The organism is Intrasporangium mesophilum, assembly GCF_054783095.1.
This window is the reverse complement of record NZ_BAAGRF010000032.1, coordinates 1-17051: the sequence shown is the minus strand read 5'-3', so window position 1 is coordinate 17051 and position 17051 is coordinate 1. Positions and strand designations below refer to the sequence as shown.

10 protein-coding genes are annotated in these 17051 nt (G+C 68.5%); 1 reads left to right on the top strand and 9 read right to left on the bottom strand.

Translation table 11 applies throughout. The features are described from left to right. Nucleotides 1–3: 3 nt before the first annotated feature. Both ACYVLP_RS23270 and ACYVLP_RS23265 read right to left on the bottom strand, forming a co-directional pair. On the bottom strand, nucleotides 4–417 hold the full coding sequence (locus ACYVLP_RS23270; protein ID WP_460629680.1) for a thiol-disulfide oxidoreductase DCC family protein: 414 nt from the start codon (nucleotides 415–417) through the stop codon (nucleotides 4–6). Nucleotides 418–622: 205 nt separating this feature from the next. Continuing rightward, nucleotides 623–1933 (bottom strand): M18 family aminopeptidase, encoded by a 1311-nt coding sequence (locus ACYVLP_RS23265; protein ID WP_460629679.1) that lies wholly within the window; start codon nucleotides 1931–1933, stop codon nucleotides 623–625. 174 nt (nucleotides 1934–2107) lie between these two features. Here ACYVLP_RS23265 and ACYVLP_RS23260 point away from each other — a divergent pair, with 174 nt between their 5' ends. Continuing rightward, nucleotides 2108–3028: an LLM class flavin-dependent oxidoreductase gene (locus ACYVLP_RS23260; protein ID WP_460629678.1), complete on the top strand. Its 921-nt coding sequence runs from the start codon at nucleotides 2108–2110 to the stop codon at nucleotides 3026–3028. 214 nt (nucleotides 3029–3242) lie between these two features. On the opposite strand, the gene tuf is transcribed toward ACYVLP_RS23260, so the two are convergent. The 7 genes from tuf to rpoB form a co-directional block, all read right to left on the bottom strand. Continuing rightward, entirely contained in the window at nucleotides 3243–4439 is a 1197-nt protein-coding gene (gene tuf / locus ACYVLP_RS23255) for an elongation factor Tu (protein ID WP_452269183.1), read from the bottom strand. 115 nt (nucleotides 4440–4554) lie between these two features. Next, entirely contained in the window at nucleotides 4555–6672 is a 2118-nt protein-coding gene (fusA, locus tag ACYVLP_RS23250) for an elongation factor G (protein ID WP_460629677.1), read from the bottom strand. 135 nt (nucleotides 6673–6807) lie between these two features. Continuing rightward, on the bottom strand, nucleotides 6808–7278 hold the full coding sequence (rpsG, locus tag ACYVLP_RS23245; RefSeq protein WP_452269181.1) for a 30S ribosomal protein S7: 471 nt from the start codon (nucleotides 7276–7278) through the stop codon (nucleotides 6808–6810). Further along, nucleotides 7278–7652 carry a 30S ribosomal protein S12 gene (gene rpsL / locus ACYVLP_RS23240; RefSeq protein ID WP_020143255.1) on the bottom strand — a complete coding sequence of 125 codons (375 nt, stop codon included), beginning with the start codon at nucleotides 7650–7652 and terminating at the stop codon, nucleotides 7278–7280. Before rpsL ends, rpsG begins: the two co-directional genes overlap by 1 nt. A gap of 440 nt (nucleotides 7653–8092) precedes the next feature. Then, nucleotides 8093–8767, bottom strand: coding sequence for a hypothetical protein (locus ACYVLP_RS23235; protein ID WP_460629676.1), 675 nt, complete (start codon nucleotides 8765–8767; stop codon nucleotides 8093–8095). Nucleotides 8768–8983: 216 nt separating this feature from the next. Further along, nucleotides 8984–12883: a DNA-directed RNA polymerase subunit beta' gene (locus ACYVLP_RS23230; RefSeq protein WP_460629675.1), complete on the bottom strand. Its 3900-nt coding sequence runs from the start codon at nucleotides 12881–12883 to the stop codon at nucleotides 8984–8986. Nucleotides 12884–13012: 129 nt separating this feature from the next. Further along, the gene (gene rpoB, locus ACYVLP_RS23225; RefSeq protein ID WP_460629674.1) at nucleotides 13013–16495 is read right to left on the bottom strand and encodes a DNA-directed RNA polymerase subunit beta; all 3483 of its coding nucleotides are present in this window, start codon (nucleotides 16493–16495) and stop codon (nucleotides 13013–13015) included. Nucleotides 16496–17051: the final 556 nt, after the last annotated feature.

The window sequence follows — 17051 nt, the reverse complement described above, 5'->3', positions numbered from 1 at the left end:
CCGTCAGGGGCGGTTTTCGTCCGGTGGCCTCGCGCACGCGGCCGTGCCGCCGGGCAGCTGGTACCGGTGCTCGGCAACCCAGTGGTACGCCCGCGCGGCGACCCGCGACACCCCGGGCGCCAGGAGCAGGTAGCCGACCGGCCGCCAGGGCGGTGCGCCGTGGGTCGCGGCCGTCGCGATGGCCCGGTGTCCGGAGCGGATCGAGCCCTCCGCGGTGACGAACTGGGCGGCCTCGTCGCAGTCCTCCCGGGACAGACCGACCGCGGCCAGGTCCAGCTCCTGGAAGGGGCGCACGTCGAACCGGTCCCGGCGGTCCACCCAGCGCTTGGCGAACTCGGCGCTCCTGGTGCAGAACCCGCAGTCCGCGTCGTAGACGAGGGTGGGCCGGTGCGGCACGTCGAGACGGTGCTCGCTCACGCACCCCATCCTGCCACGACCCGTGACACGTGGGACAAAGCGCCCACCAGAGCGCCCACTCGACCCTCTCGGCAACACACCCGGAGATCGTCAGCTACCAGGTGTTGCAACTACGAGGAGCTGGCGATTTCCGGGTGTGTTGCGGGGTCCAGCGCGGGGGGCAGGGGCGGCGGGCGGGGGTGACGGACGTTCGGGGTCCAGCGACTCAGGCCGGGGCGAGGAACGCCGCCAGCGCAGCGGCATACATCGCGGGGTCCTTCGCGCCCATCAGCTCGCGCGCGCTGTGCATGGACAGGGCCGCGGCGCCGAAGTCCACGGTCGTCGCGCCCGTCAGGGACGAGGTGACCGGGCCGACCGTCGAGCCGCACGGCAGGTCACTGCGCGAGACGAACGTCTGCATGGGCACCCCGGCCTGCTCGCACGCGAGGCGGAACGCCGCGGCGCCGACCGAGTCGGTCGCGTACCGCAGGTTCGTGTTGACCTTGAGCACCGGCCCGGCGTTGACGGCGATCTGGTGCAGCGGCTCGTGCCGGTCCGCGTAGTTGGGGTGGGTCGCGTGGCCCATGTCGCCCGAGGCGATGACGGTCGCGGCGAGCGCCCGCCAGTAGTCGTCGCGCGTGCCGCCACCGGCCAGGACGATCCGCTCGAGCACCGCGGGCAGCAGCGTCGAGGTCGCGCCCCGCTCGGACGTGCTGCCGATCTCCTCGTGGTCGAAGAGCACGAGGACGGGCACGTGACGAAGCCGGGACGCCTGGGATGCGGCGTCGACCATCGCCCGCACCCCGGCATATGAGGTGGCGAGGTTGTCCAGGCGTGGTGCGGCGATGAGGTCGCGCTCGCGGCCGATCCGGGCCGAGGGCTGGGTCGGGTGGGTCATGACGTCCCACGACAGGACGTCCTCGTGGTCGACCCCGACCTGCTCCGCGAGGTAGCGGACGACGTCGCCGGGCTCGTCGCCCAGGCCCCAGAGGGGGACCATGTGCTGCTGGCGGTTCAGCGTGAGCTCGTCGTTCTGGCTGCGGTCGAGGTGGATCGCGAGCTGGGCGACCCGCAGGATCGGCTGGCGGTCGTGGAACGTGCGGGTGTCCACGCCGTCGGCGGTCCGCACCGCCACGCGGCCGGCGAGGCCGAGGTCGCGGTCGAGCCACGAGTTGAGGATGAGCCCGCCGTACGGCTCGACGGCGAGCATCTGCCACCCGGCTTTGACGTGGTCAGCGTGCGGCTTCAGCCGCAGGTTCGGGCTGTCCGTGTGCGCGCCCACGACCCGGAACCCGGCCGCCGGGCCGGCCCCGGCCGCCTGCGCACCCGTGGTGTCCCAGGCGATCAGAGAGCCGCCGCGCACGAGCCAGTGACGCCCCGGGCCGGTCGGCCAGGGCTCCGTCTCGACGACCTCCGTGAAGCCGGCCTCGGCGAGCCGGGCGGCAGCCTGCTCGCAGGCGTGGAACGGCGTGGGTGACGCATCGACGAAGTCGATCAGACCCTGGGCCTCAGTGTCGGTGTCGAAGGAGTGCGGCATGGTTCCCGACCCTACCCATCGGACCGGTCGGGCCACGCACGGCCGGGTCACATGGTCCGCACGGTCCTCAGCACGAGCTCGGCTCGCTGGTCGGCCTATCCGCGCGAGCGGCCACCCGCAGTCCGGGCGCGCTGGCAGGATGGCGGGCATGTGCCCCGTCCCGTATGCCGTCCGATGAGCCGCCCGCTTCGGGTCGGTGTGCAGCTGCCCGAGATCGAGAGGCGGGTCGAGTGGCCCGAGCTGGTCACGATGGCCCGCACAGCCGAGGACGTCGGCCTGGACTCGCTCTGGCTCGGCGACCACCTGCTCTACGACCTGCCTGGTGGGGTGACCCGCGGCCCGTGGGAGGCCTGGACCTCGCTTGCGGCCCTCGCCGCGGTGACGAGCCGCGTCGAGCTCGGACCGTTCGTCGCCTCGACGAGCTTCCACACCCCGGCGATGCTGGCGAAGATGGCGGCCACCGTCGACGCGATCTCCGGCGGACGGCTCATCCTGGGCCTTGGCGCGGGCTGGAACGAGCGGGAGTACACGGCCTACGGCTTCCCCTTCGACAACCGGGTCGGGCGCTTCGAGGAGGCGTTCACGGTCATCCGGCGCCTGCTGCGCGAGGGTCGGGTCGACTTCCACGGCCGGTTCTACGACGTCGACGACTGCGTGCTCGACCCGGGGCCCGCCCGTCCCGGTGGTCCGCCGCTGATGCTCGGCTCGACCGGGCCGCGCATGATGCGCATCGGCCTGCCCCACGTCGACCTGTGGAACACGTGGTGGAGCGACTACGGCAACTCCCCCGCCGAGTTCGCGCGTCTGGCGGCCCGGGTGGACGCCGCGGCTCTCGAGGCGGGTCGAGCCAAGGGCGAGGTGGCCGCGACGGCGGCCGTCTTCGTGCAGTTCGAGGGTGGCGCCGGCCGGGTCATGGGCGACTCGGAGTATGCCGCGTCGGTCGCCCCCGTGCCCGGCGAGCCTGGTGCGATCGCCGAGCACCTCGAGGCGATGGCGCAGGCTGGTGCGACCCACGTCCAGCTGGTCCTGGACCCGATCACCGTCGAGACCGTCGCCGCCCTTCGCCCCGCCCTCGCCCTGCTCGACCGCAGCTGACCCGAGCGGGGTGGGCGCTGTGGGGAGCGGCATCGGAGGCGGCCACCGGCATACCACCTCACCCTGATGCTGAACCGCCGCCGACGCTCCACGCCGCGAGCCACGGTGCCCGCCCCGCGGACGCGACATCGGCGCGCAGGAGGATAGAGACAGGGCCCGGACCGCCGAAGCGGTCCGGGCCCTGCCGGAGATCTACTGCTGGTGCAGCGTCAGATCACTTGAGGATCTTGGTGACGCGGCCGGCGCCGACCGTGCGGCCACCCTCGCGGATGGCGAACTTGAGGCCCTCCTCCATGGCGATCGGCTGGATGAGCTCGACCTTCATGTCGGTGTTGTCGCCGGGCATGACCATCTCGGTGCCCTCGGGCAGGTGCACGACACCCGTCACGTCCGTGGTACGGAAGTAGAACTGCGGACGGTAGTTGTCGTAGAACGGCGTGTGACGGCCGCCCTCGTCCTTGGACAGGATGTAGACCTGCGCCTCGAAGTCCGTGTGCGGGGTGATCGAGCCCGGCTTCACGACGACCTGGCCACGCTCGACGTCCTCGCGCTTGGTGCCACGAAGAAGCAGGCCGACGTTCTCACCGGCGCGACCCTCGTCGAGGAGCTTGCGGAACATCTCGACACCGGTGACGGTGGTCTTGGCCGGCGGGCCGGTGTGGATGCCGACGATCTCGACCTCCTCGTTGACCTTGAGGACGCCGCGCTCGATACGACCGGTGACGACCGTGCCACGACCCGTGATCGTGAAGACGTCCTCGATCGGCATCAGGAACGGCTTGTCGACGTCACGCTCGGGCTCCGGGATGGAGTTGTCGACGGCGTCCATGAGGTCGAGAACCGACTGGCCCCACTCGGCGTCGCCCTCGAGCGCCTTGAGCGCCGAGACCTTGACGACCGGAAGGTCGTCGCCCGGGAACTCGTACTGCGACAGGAGCTCGCGGACCTCCATCTCGACGAGCTCGAGGATCTCCTCGTCGTCGACCATGTCGGCCTTGTTGAGCGCCACGACGATGTAGGGCACGCCGACCTGGCGAGCCAGGAGCACGTGCTCCTTCGTCTGCGGCATCGGGCCGTCGGTGGCGGCGACCACGAGGATCGCGCCGTCCATCTGGGCAGCACCGGTGATCATGTTCTTGACGTAGTCGGCGTGACCCGGGCAGTCGACGTGCGCGTAGTGACGCGTCTCGGTCTGGTACTCGATGTGAGCGATCGAGATCGTGATGCCGCGCTGACGCTCCTCAGGAGCCTTGTCGATGTCCTCGAACGCGAACTGGGGGTTCAGGTTGGGGTACTTGTCGTGCAGGACCTTGGAGATCGCAGCCGTCAGCGTCGTCTTGCCGTGGTCGATGTGACCGATCGTGCCGATGTTGACGTGCGGCTTGGTCCGCTCGAACTTTGCCTTCGCCACTGTGTGTCCTCCTCAGGACTTCTGTGTTACGCCGTACGACCAGGGCAGGACGGGGCGCTGTTGGGTTGGATTCCGAGAACAGAGACTACGGGATGCCGTCAGGTGGCTCCCGCGGTCACTCTCCGCGGGTCTTCTTGATGATCTCCTCGGCGACAGCCTTGGGGACCTCTGCGTAGGAGTCGAACTCCATGGAGAAGCTCGCGCGGCCCTGCGTCTTGGAGCGCAGGTCGCCGACGTAGCCGAACATCTCGGACAGCGGGACGAGGCCGCGAACGACCTTGGCACCACTGATGTCCTCCATGCCCTGGATCTGGCCACGGCGGGAGTTGATGTCGCCGATGACGTCACCCATGTAGTCCTCGGGCGTGCGCACCTCGACGGCCATCATCGGCTCGAGGAGCACGGGGTCCGCCTTGCGGATGGCCTCCTTGAGGACCATCGAGCCGGCGATCTTGAACGCCATCTCGGACGAGTCGACGTCGTGGTAGCCACCGTCGACGAGCGTTGCCTTGATGCCGACGAGCGGGTAGCCCGCGAGCACGCCGTACTGCATCGCGTCCTGGATGCCGGCGTCGACCGACGGGATGTACTCACGCGGCACGCGGCCACCGGTGACGGCGTTGACGAACTCGTACATCGAGCCGTCCTCGGTCTCGGCCAGCGGCTCGAAGGTCACCTGGACCTTCGCGAACTGGCCGGAACCACCGGTCTGCTTCTTGTGCGTGTAGTCGTACTTCTCGACCGAGCGACGGATCGTCTCGCGGTACGCGACCTGCGGCTTGCCGACGTTGGCCTCGACCTTGAACTCGCGCTTCATCCGGTCCACGAGGATGTCGAGGTGCAGCTCACCCATGCCGGCGATGATCGTCTGGCCGGTGTCCTCGTCGAGGTGGACCTGGAAGGTCGGGTCCTCGGCAGAGAGCTTCTGGATGGCCGTCGACAGCTTCTCCTGGTCGCCCTTGGTCTTGGGCTCGATGGCGACCTGGATGACCGGCTCGGGGAACGTCATCGACTCGAGGACGATCTGCTCGCTCGGGTCGGACAGCGTGTCGCCCGTGGTCGTGTCCTTGAGGCCGATGGCCGCGTAGATGTGACCGGCGAGCGCCTCCTCGACCGGGTTCTCCTTGTTGGCGTGCATCTGGAAGAGCTTGCCGATGCGCTCCTTCTTGCCCTTGGTCGTGTTGACGACCTGCGAGCCCGCGGCGATGCGGCCGGAGTAGACCCGGATGAAGGTGAGCGTGCCGAAGAACGGGTGCGCGGCGACCTTGAAGGCCAGCGCCGAGAACGGGGCGTCCTTGCTCGGCTCACGCGTCATCTCGACCGACTCGTCGCCCGGCTTGTGGCCGACCATCGGCGGCACGTCGACCGGGGACGGGAGGTAGTCGACGACGGCGTCGAGCATCGGCTGGACACCGCGGTTCTTGAACGCGGAGCCGCAGATCACGGGGTAGAGCTCGGAGGTGACCGTGAGCTGGCGGATGCCGGCCTTGATCTCCTCCGGGGTGAGCTCCTCGCCACCGAGGTACTTCTCCATGAGGTCGTCGTCGGACTCCGCGACGCGCTCGACGAGGTGCTGGCGGTACTCCTCCACCTGCTCGAGCATGTCCTCGGGGATGTCCTGGATCTCGTACTTGGCGCCCATGGTGACATCACCCTTGGCGTCGCCGGGCCACACCAGGGCGCGGCGGTGGATCAGGTCGACGACACCGACGAAGTCGTTCTCGGCACCGATCGGCAGCTGGAGCACGAGCGGCTCCGCGCCGAGGCGGTCCTTGATCGTCTGCACGGTGAAGTAGAAGTCCGCGCCGAGCTTGTCCATCTTGTTGACGAACGCGATGCGGGGCACGTTGTACTTGTCGGCCTGGCGCCACACCGTCTCGGACTGGGGCTCGACACCCTCCTTGCCGTCGAACACCGCGACGGCGCCGTCGAGGACGCGCAGCGACCGCTCGACCTCGACCGTGAAGTCGACGTGACCGGGCGTGTCGATGATGTTGATCTGGGTGCCCTCCCAGAAGCAGGTGACAGCCGCGGAGGTGATGGTGATCCCCCGCTCCTTCTCCTGCTCCATCCAGTCGGTCGTCGACGCACCGTCGTGCGTCTCACCGATCTTGTGGTTGACACCGGTGTAGAAGAGGACGCGCTCAGTCGTCGTGGTCTTGCCAGCGTCGATGTGCGCCATGATGCCGATGTTGCGGACCTTCTTCAGGTCCGTCAGGACGTCAAGTGCCACGTCAGTTGTCTCGTCTCATTCGTTAGCGTGGAAATCGTTGGGGGCTCGCCGGGCACGCTCGACGCGCGCGGTGGCGGGCACTGCCCGGGCGGTATGCCGTGAAGCGGGCTCACGGCATACCGCCGGGCGCCGCTGTCACCAGCGGTAGTGCGCGAAGGCCTTGTTGGACTCGGCCATCTTGTGGGTGTCCTCGCGACGCTTCACCGCGGCACCGAGGCCGTTGGAGGCGTCGAGGATCTCGTTCATGAGGCGCTCGGTCATGGTCTTCTCACGACGCTGACGCGAGTAGCCGACGAGCCAGCGCAGCGCGAGCGTCGTGCTGCGGCCCGGCTTGACCTCGATCGGCACCTGGTAGGTGGCGCCACCGACTCGACGGGACTTGACCTCCATGGCCGGCTTGACGTTGTCGAGCGCGCGCTTGAGCGTGGCGACGGGGTCGGTGCCGGTCTTCTGGCGGCAGCCCTCGAGGGCGCCGTAGACGATGGTCTCGGCGATCGACTTCTTGCCGTCCAGGAGGATCTTGTTGACGAGCTGCGTGACGAGCGGGCTGCTGTAGACCGGGTCGACGACGAGCGGACGCTTCGGAGCGGGTCCCTTGCGAGGCATCAGCTCTTCTCCTTCTTCGCACCGTAGCGGCTGCGGGCCTGCTTGCGGTTCTTCACGCCCTGGGTGTCGAGCGTGCCGCGGACGATCTTGTAGCGCACACCGGGGAGGTCCTTCACACGACCGCCACGCACGAGCACGATCGAGTGCTCCTGCAGGTTGTGGCCGACGCCCGGGATGTACGCGGTGACCTCGATGCCGCTCGAGAGGCGCACGCGGGCGACCTTGCGAAGGGCAGAGTTCGGCTTCTTGGGGGTGGTGGTGTACACACGCGTGCACACGCCGCGGCGCTGGGGCGAGCCCTTGAGCGCCGGGGTCTTGGCCTTGCTGGCCTTGTCCTGGCGGCCCTTGCGGACCAGCTGGTTGATGGTAGGCAACCTGGTGACTCCGTTACGTTGCTGTGGTCGGCCGTCCGGTGGACGACTCCTTGGCTGTTCGGCTTCTCGACCCCCGAGGTCGGGTGTGTCCCCACGGTCGAGAAATCCGGTTCTCCCCCCTGCACTCCCCGACCCGGCGACCGACGGCGTCGATCGAAGGGAACGGGTTGCCCGGCGAGAGGTTCGCTCTGGACCCCAGTGATGTCGCGTCAGGCCGTGCTGGCGGACAGGGCACCGGGGCCGTCATCGCGCATGACTGAGGACATGCCTCAGACACAGTGTTCAAGCGTACCGGGGGCGCGGACGGCGACCAAATCGGTACACGGGACCGCCGTGCACCCTCGACCGTGGTCGCGGACCGCAGCCGCCACCGTCATGCGTGTCGTACAACGGCCGGCCGGCCGTGAATCTTCCCGTGGTTCTTTCCGTGGTTCTTCTGGTCAGCCCAGACGCCAGTCCCCGGCGTACATGTGCAGCACGGGCAGGCCGAGCTCGTCGCGGGCCCGCGATGCCCAGTCCCGGTGGAAGGTGTCCTCGACGGCGTGGGGCTCGGTGACGATGACGACCTCGGTCGCCTTGAGCCGTGCGACCTCCTCGACCAGGGTCGGCACCGGGTCGTCGGCGGTGATCTCGCCCGTCGCGGCGACCTCGTGCCGGGCGAACTCCGACAGTGTCGCCGCGAGCGCCGTGTCGGCGTCGGCGTGTGCCTCGCCGCGGTCGATCGGGCGCAGCGAGTCCAGCGCCTCGCGCATCTCGAACAGGCTGAGGTGGTCCAGGAACGTCGAGAGCAGGTTGCGCTCGGTGTCAGCCGGGACGAGCACTCGGTAGGTCGGCTCCTCGTCCTCGTGCAGCGCCACGATCTTGTCGACGTCCACCGGCTTGAGCGCCTCCTCGGTCAGCACGATGATCGTGGGCGCCGGCTGCGTCTCGGCGGGAGCGTCCTCGGTCGGCGCCGCGGACCCGGCCGTGACGGGCGCGGGGGTGACGGGCGCGGGCGCCGCCGACTCTGGTGCCGACTCGGGTGCCGACTCGGGTGCCGACTCGGGTGCCGACTCGGGTGCCGACTCGGGTGTGGACTCGGGCGCGTTCGGGGTGGCTGCCGTGGGCTCGGTCATGGCCCCAACCTTATAGAGCACGTCGACCCCGGCGCGCGGGAACCTCCCTCCGCTACAGGGCTGCTGCAGGGCTGCCGCAGGGCCGCCGCAGAGCCGCTGCAGGGGCCCGAGAACGCCGAATGCCGCTGGGCGGCTCCCGTGAGAGAGCCGACCCAGCGGCATACGGCGTGGTGCTGGCCGTCCGGCCGCCCGGTGGGACCGAGCGGCCGGGACGGGTCAGAACTTGTCGAGACCGAGGGCCTCGTCGTCGAGGCGGATCGCCTCGCCGGAGCCCGAACCGAACCCGGCGTAGTCGTACGCGTCGTAGTTCGGCAGCGAGTACATCGCGGCCTTGGCCTCCTCGGTCGGCTCCACCTTGATGTTCCGGTAGCGGGGCAGGCCCGTGCCGGCAGGGATGAGCTTTCCGAGGATGACGTTCTCCTTGAGGCCGAGCAGCGGGTCGGACTTGGCCTCCATGGCGGCCTGCGTGAGCACGCGGGTCGTCTCCTGGAAGGACGCGGCCGACAGCCACGACTCGGTCGCGAGCGAGGCCTTGGTGATGCCCATGAGCTCGGGACGACCCGAGGCCGGGCGGCCCCCCTCGGCGATCGCCTTGCGGTTCTCCTCCTCGAAGCGGCCACGCTCGGCGAGCTCGCCCGGGAGCAGGTCCGCGTCGCCGGACTCGATGATCGTCACGCGACGCAGCATCTGGCGCACGATGACCTCGATGTGCTTGTCGTGGATCGACACACCCTGCTGGCGGTAGACGTGCTGGACCTCGTCGACGAGGTGCTTCTGCGCGGCCCGCGGGCCGAGGATGCGAAGCACCTGCTTCGGGTCGATCGCGCCCTGGATCAGCTTGGTGCCGACCTCGACGTGGTCACCGTCCTGAACCAGCAGGCGCGAGCGCTTGCTGACCGGGTAGGCGTGCTGCTCGGAGCCGTCGTCCGGCGTGAGCAGGATACGACGCGCCTTGTCGGTGTCCTCGATCTCGACCCGGCCGGTGGCCTCGGCGATCGGGGCGACACCCTTGGGCGTGCGCGCCTCGAAGAGCTCGACGACACGCGGCAGACCCTGCGTGATGTCGTCGGCCGCCGCGGCGCCACCGGTGTGGAATGTGCGCATCGTCAGCTGCGTGCCCGGCTCACCGATGGACTGCGCCGCGATGATGCCCACAGCCTCACCGATGTCGACGAGCTTGCCGGTCGCGAGCGAACGGCCGTAGCAGGCGGCACACGTGCCCACCCGGCTGTCACAGGTCAGGACCGAGCGGACCTTGATCTGGTCGATGCCGGACTCGAACAGGGCGCTGATGACGACGTCGCCGACGTCGATGCCCGCCTTGGCCAGCACCGTGCCGTCCTTGTCCGTCACGTCCTCCGCGAGGGTGCGGGCGTACACCGACGCCTCGACGACCTCGGAGAGGCTGCGCGTGCCGGTGGTCTCGTTGACCGTGGCGATCGGCAGCGTCAGGCCGCGCTCGGTGCCACAGTCGTCCTCACGGATGATGACGTCCTGCGACACGTCGACGAGACGACGCGTGAGGTAACCCGAGTCGGCCGTCCGCAGAGCGGTGTCGGCCAGACCCTTGCGGGCACCGTGCGTCGAGATGAAGAACTCGAGCACCGTGAGGCCCTCACGGAAGTTCGCCTTGATCGGACGCGGGATGATCTCGCCCTTCGGGTTGGCCATGAGGCCACGCATGCCGGCGATCTGACGGATCTGGAACCAGTTACCACCAGCACCCGAGGACACCATCCGGTAGATGGGGTTCGTGCGCGGGAAGTTGGACTCCATCTCCTTGGCGACCTGGTTGGAGGCCTGCGTCCAGATCTCGACGAGCTCCTGGCGGCGCTCCTCGTCGGTGATGAGACCACGCTCGTACTGGGTCTGGACCTTGGCGGCCTTGGTCTCGTAGCCCTCGAGGATCTCGGACTTGTTGTCCGGCGTCGTGACGTCGGAGATCGACACGGTGCAGCCCGAGCGGGTCGACCAGTAGAAGCCGGCCTCCTTCAGGGCGTCGAGGGACGCAGCGACCTGCACCTTGCTGTAGCGCTCGGCGAGGTCGTTGACGATGGCCGAGAGCCGCTTGCGGTCGACGGCGCGGTTCTCGAACGGGTAGTCCACCGGCAGCGTGTCGTTGAACAGTGCGCGGCCGAGCGTCGTGTCGAGCGTGATCGCCGGCACGAGACCATCGGGACCCACGTCGAGACCCTCGGGCAGCTCGACGCCGGCCGGGGGCACGAGGTCCGTCAGACGGATCCGCACCTTGGAGCCGAGCTGGATCTCGCCACGGTCGAACGCCATCCGCGCCTCGGCGGGCGAGGTGAACGCACGTCCGGCGCCGGCGCCGCCACCGTCGACCTCGTCGGTCAGGTGGAAGATGCCGGTGATCATGTCCTGCGTCGGCATGGTCACGGGGCGACCGTCAGCCGGCTTGAGGATGTTGTTGCTCGACAGCATGAGGATGCGGGCCTCGGCCTGCGCCTCCGCCGACAGCGGCACGTGGACGGCCATCTGGTCACCGTCGAAGTCGGCGTTGAAGGCCGAGCAGACGAGCGGGTGGATCTGGATGGCCTTGCCCTCGACGAGCTGCGGCTCGAACGCCTGGATGCCGAGACGGTGCAGCGTGGGAGCACGGTTGAGCAGCACCGGGTGCTCGGTGATGACCTCTTCGAGCACGTCCCACACGACCGGGCGGGCCCGCTCGACCATGCGCTTGGCCGACTTGATGTTCTGCGCGTGGTCGAGGTCGACCAGACGCTTCATCACGAACGGCTTGAACAGCTCGAGCGCCATCTGCTTGGGCAGGCCGCACTGGTGCAGCTTCAGCTGCGGGCCGACGACGATGACCGAACGGCCGGAGTAGTCGACGCGCTTGCCGAGCAGGTTCTGGCGGAACCGGCCCTGCTTGCCCTTGAGCATGTCGGACAGCGACTTGAGCGGACGGTTGCCAGGGCCCGTGACCGGGCGGCCGCGACGGCCGTTGTCGAAGAGGCTGTCGACAGCCTCCTGGAGCATCCGCTTCTCGTTGTTGACGATGATCTCGGGAGCACCGAGGTCGAGCAGGCGCTTCAGGCGGTTGTTGCGGTTGATGACGCGGCGGTAGAGGTCGTTCAGGTCGGAGGTCGCGAAGCGGCCACCGTCGAGCTGGACCATCGGGCGCAGGTCCGGCGGGATGACCGGGATTGCGTCGAGGACCATGCCGCTCGGGCGGTTGGTCGTGGTCTGGAACGCCGCGACGACCTTGAGCCGCTTGATGGCGCGGGTCTTCTTCTGGCCCTTGCCGGTCGCGATGATCTCCTGCAGCGAGTCCGCCTCGGCCTCGAGGTCGAAGGACTCGAGGCGCTTCTGGATCGCCGCCGCGCCCATGCCGCCCTCGAAGTAGAGGCCGAACCGGTCGCGCATCTCGCGGTAGAGGATCTCGTCGCCCTCGAGGTCCTGGACCTTGAGGTTCTTGAAGCGGTCCCAGACCTGCTCGAGACGCTCGACCTGCTGCTCGGAGCGCTTGCGGATGTTGTTCATCTCGCGCTCGGCCGAGTCACGGACCTTGCGCTTCGCGTCGCCCTTGGCACCCTCGGCCTCGAGCTCGGCGATGTCCTTCTCGAGCTTCTGCGCGCGCGCCTCGATCTCGGCGTCGCGGCGGTTCTCGAGCTCCTTCTTCTCGACCTGGATCTGCGCCTCGAGCGAGGGAAGGTCCTGGTGGCGCTGCTCGTCGTCGACGTGCGTGATCATGTAGGCCGCGAAGTAGATGACCTTCTCGAGGTCCTTCGGGGCGAGGTCGAGCAGGTACCCGAGGCGCGACGGGACGCCCTTGAAGTACCAGATGTGGGTGACGGGGGCGGCCAGCTCGATGTGGCCCATCCGCTCGCGGCGCACCTTGGCGCGCGTGACCTCGACGCCACAGCGCTCACAGATGATGCCCTTGAAGCGGACGCGCTTGTACTTGCCACAGTTGCACTCCCAGTCCCGGGTGGGGCCGAAGATGCGCTCGCAGAAGAGGCCCTCCTTCTCCGGCTTGAGGGTGCGGTAGTTGATGGTCTCGGGCTTCTTGACCTCGCCGTGGCTCCACCCACGGATGTCCTCCGCGGAGGCCAGGCCGATGCGCAGCTCGTCGAAGAAGTTGACGTCGAGCACGTGGTTCCTTCTCTCGTAACTCTCGTTAAGTCTCAAGTGGTCTGACTGGATGGGGCTGGGGGCTCACGTATGCCGCGGACTGTCCCGGCGTGCGCCGGGACGGTGCCCGGCGGCATACGTGAGCTCGCGTCAGACCTCCTCGACGCTGGACGGCTCGCGCCGGCTCAGGTCGATGCCGAGCTCCTCCGCTGCGCGGAAGACCTCCTCGTCGCTTTCCTTCATCTCGATCCTCGTGCCGTCCGAGCTCAGGACCTCGACGTTGAGACACAGCGACTGCATCTCCTTGAGGAGGACCTTGAACGACTCCGGGATGCCCGAGTCGGGGATGTTCTCGCCCTTGACGATGGCTTCGTACACCTTGACGCGTCCGGGGACGTCGTCGGACTTGATCGTCAGCAGCTCCTGCAGGGTGTATGCCGCGCCGTACGCCTCGAGCGCCCACACCTCCATCTCACCGAAGCGCTGGCCACCGAACTGGGCCTTACCGCCGAGCGGCTGCTGCGTGATCATGGAGTACGGACCCGTCGAGCGAGCGTGGATCTTGTCGTCGACCAGGTGGTGGAGCTTGAGGATGTACATGTAGCCCACTGACACCGGCTCCGGGAACGGCTCGCCGGAGCGGCCGTCGAACAGGCGGGCCTTGCCCGAGGAGTCGACGAGGCGCACGCCGTCGCGCGTCTTCAGCGTCGAGTCGAGCAGGCCCGTCACGACCTCCTCCGACGCACCGTCGAACACCGGGGTCGCCACGCGCGTGCCGGCCGGGGCCTCGTGCGCGTCGCCGGGGATCTGGCCGGCCCACTCGGGACCGCCCTCGATCTTCCAGCCGCGGCTCGCGGCCCAGCCGAGGTGCAGCTCCAGGATCTGGCCGAGGTTCATGCGCCGCGGCACGCCGTGCGGGTTGAGCACGACGTCGACCGGGGTGCCGTCCTCGAGGAACGGCATGTCCTCGACCGGGAGGATCTTGGAGATGACGCCCTTGTTGCCATGCCGGCCGGCGAGCTTGTCGCCGTCGGTGATCTTGCGCTTGTTGGCCACGTAGACGCGGACGAGCTGGTTGACGCCCGGGGGCAGGTCGTCACCCTGGTCGGCGCGGAACTCCTTGACGCCGATGACCGTACCGGTCTCGCCGTGCGGGACCTTGAGCGAGGTGTCGCGCACCTCGCGCGCCTTCTCACCGAAGATCGCGCGGAGCAGGCGCTCCTCCGGGGTCAGCTCGGTCTCGCCCTTGGGCGTGACCTTGCCGACGAGCAGGTCGCCGTCGCGCACCTCGGCGCCCACGCGGATGATGCCGCGCTCGTCGAGGTCGGCGAGGACGTCCTCGGAGACGTTCGGGATGTCCCGGGTGATCTCCTCGGGGCCCAGCTTGGTGTCACGGGCGTCGACCTCGTGCTCCTCGATGTGGATCGAGGAGAGGACGTCGTCCTGCACGAGGCGCTGCGACAGGATGATCGCGTCCTCGTAGTTGTGGCCCTCCCACGACATGAACGCCACGAGCAGGTTTCGCCCGAGCGCCATCTCGCCGCCGTCGGTCGCCGGACCGTCGGCGATGACGTCGCCGGCCTCGAGCCGCTGGCCCTCGTCGACCCGGACGACCTGGTTGTAGCTCGTGCCCTGGTTGGAGCGGCTGAACTTCGCGATGCGGTACGTCTGGTAGGTGCCGTCGTCGTTGGCGACGGTGACGAGGTCGGCGGAGACCTCCTGGACGACGCCGGCCTTGTCGGCCCGGACGACGTCACCGGAGTCGAGCGCGGCACGGAACTCCATGCCGGTGCCGACCAGGGGCGCCTCACTCTTGACCAGCGGCACGGCCTGTCGCTGCATGTTGGCGCCCATGAGCGCACGGTTGGCGTCGTCGTGCTCGAGGAACGGGATCATCGCGGTCGCGGCCGAGACCATCTGGCGCGGCGAGACGTCCATGTAGTCGACCTCGTCGCCGGGGACGAGCTCGACCTCGCCACCCTTGGTGCGCACGAGCACGCGCTCGTCGACGAAGTTGCCGTCGAGGTCCAGCGCCGCGTTGGCCTGGGCCACGACGAACTTGTCCTCCTCGTCGGCGGACAGGTAGTGGATCTCGTCGGTGACGACGCCGTGGTGCACCTTGCGGTACGGCGTCTCGATGAAGCCGAAGGCGTTGATCCGGCCGTACGACGCGAGCGAGCCGATGAGGCCGATGTTCGGGCCTTCCGGCGTCTCGATCGGGCACATGCGGCCGTAGTGCGACGGGTGGACGTCACGCACCTCCATCTGCGCGCGGTCACGGGAGATACCACCCGGGCCGAGAGCAGACAGGCGACGCTTGTGGGTCAGGCCCGCGAGCGGGTTGTTCTGGTCCATGAACTGCGACAGCTGCGAGGTGCCGAAGAACTCCTTGATCGACGCCACCACCGGGCGGATGTTGATCAGGGTCTGCGGCGTGATCGCCTCGACGTCCTGGGTCGTCATGCGCTCACGCACGACGCGCTCCATGCGGGACAGGCCGGTGCGGACCTGGTTCTGGATGAGCTCGCCGACGGAGCGGAGGCGACGGTTGCCGAAGTGGTCGATGTCGTCGACCTCGACGCGGACGTCGATCTCCTCGCCGTTGCGGTGGCCCTTCATGGTGTCCAGGCCGGCGTGCAGGGTCACGATGAACTTGATCGTCTTGACGATGTCGTCGATGGACAGCGTCGAGTCGTTGATCGGGGCCTCGAGACCGAGCTTCTTGTTGACCTTGTAGCGGCCGACCTTGGCCAGGTCGTAGCGCTTGCTGTTGAAGTAGAGGTTGTCCAGCAGCGTCTGCGCGGCCTCCTTCGTCGGCGGCTCGCCCGGGCGCAGCTTGCGGTAGATGTCGAGCAGCGCGTCGTCCTGGCCCTGGGTGTGGTCCTTCTCCAGGGTGAGGCGCATCGACTCGAAGTCGCCGAACTCCTCGAGGATCTGGGCCTCGGTCCAGCCGAGCGCCTTGAGCAGCACCGTGACGGACTGCTTGCGCTTGCGGTCGACGCGGACGCCGACCATGTCGCGCTTGTCGATCTCGAACTCGAGCCAGGCACCGCGGCTCGGGATGATCTTGGCCGTGAAGATGTCCTTGTCGGACGTCTTGTCAGGGGTGCGCTCGAAGTACACGCCCGGGCTGCGGACGAGCTGCGAGACGACGACCCGCTCGGTGCCATTGATGATGAAGGTGCCGCGCTCGGTCATGAGCGGGAAGTCGCCCATGAAGACCGTCTGGCTCTTGATCTCGCCAGTGACGGTGTTCATGAACTCGGCCGTCACGAAGAGCGGCGCGTCGTACGTCTGGTCGCGCTCCTTGCACGACTCGATCGTCTTGCGGGTCTCCTCGAAACGGTGGTCACGGAACGACAGCGACATCGAGCCGCTGAAGTCCTCGATCGGGGAGATCTCCTCGAAGATCTCCTCCAGCCCGGATCGGTCGGGGACGTCGGTACGACCCTCGGCCTTGGCCGCAGCGACGCGAGCCTGCCAGCGCTCGTTACCGAGCAGCCAGTCGAAACTCTCCGTCTGAAGGGCCAGGAGGTCGGGGACCTCGAGTGGTTCGCGAATCTTCGCGAAGGACAGACGCCCCGAAGGGGTCTGTGCGGTGGACATGTTGGTCGCAGTACGCGCGGCAGCCAAGGAGGGTCCTTCCACGGGCCTTTCGAATCTTCAGATCCGCGTTGCCGCATGGCTCCGCTCGCAGGTCCCAAGGGTCAGACCGAATGCCGGGTGGCAAGGGCAGATGCCTGACTGAGATCGCGAAGGGGTGGGCATGGGGCAGCGCAAAGGCCTAGCCTACCCCCAAAGGGCAGGTGTGTCCAGCCGGGTCAAGAAGCGGAGTTCGAACGACCTCTACGCCTCCCGGACCGGGAGTCCCGCGAAGGAACGCGACGAATATGGACCCTGCGCGGCGCGACGTCAAGGGCCTGGGCACCCTCCGGGCGTGGCGCGCCGCAACAGCGAGAGGCCAAACCGGCCCCAACCGGGGCCAACCTCCCGTATGCCGCACCCCCTCCCGGAGCCGGAAACCTGCCCGCCCCTCTGTGGTCGGGTGAGCGCTCGGTCCCACGCATCACGTGACGCGTGGGACCGGGTGGTGCTCCTGTGACGGCGCGCTCACTCGACTGTGAGGATGGCGTCGCGGCCTGGTTGGTGGTGGGCTGTGTTCGACGATCCCGGGCGTGACTCTTCACTC

Coding starts and splice junctions, on each gene's coding strand:
- ACYVLP_RS23265 (WP_460629679.1), bottom strand. CDS start 1,933: ATGCCGCACTCCTTCGACACCGACACTGAGGCCCAGGGTCTGATCGAC.
- ACYVLP_RS23260 (WP_460629678.1), top strand. CDS start 2,108: ATGAGCCGCCCGCTTCGGGTCGGTGTGCAGCTGCCCGAGATCGAGAGG.
- rpsG (WP_452269181.1), bottom strand. CDS start 7,278: ATGCCTCGCAAGGGACCCGCTCCGAAGCGTCCGCTCGTCGTCGACCCG.
- ACYVLP_RS23235 (WP_460629676.1), bottom strand. CDS start 8,767: ATGACCGAGCCCACGGCAGCCACCCCGAACGCGCCCGAGTCCACACCC.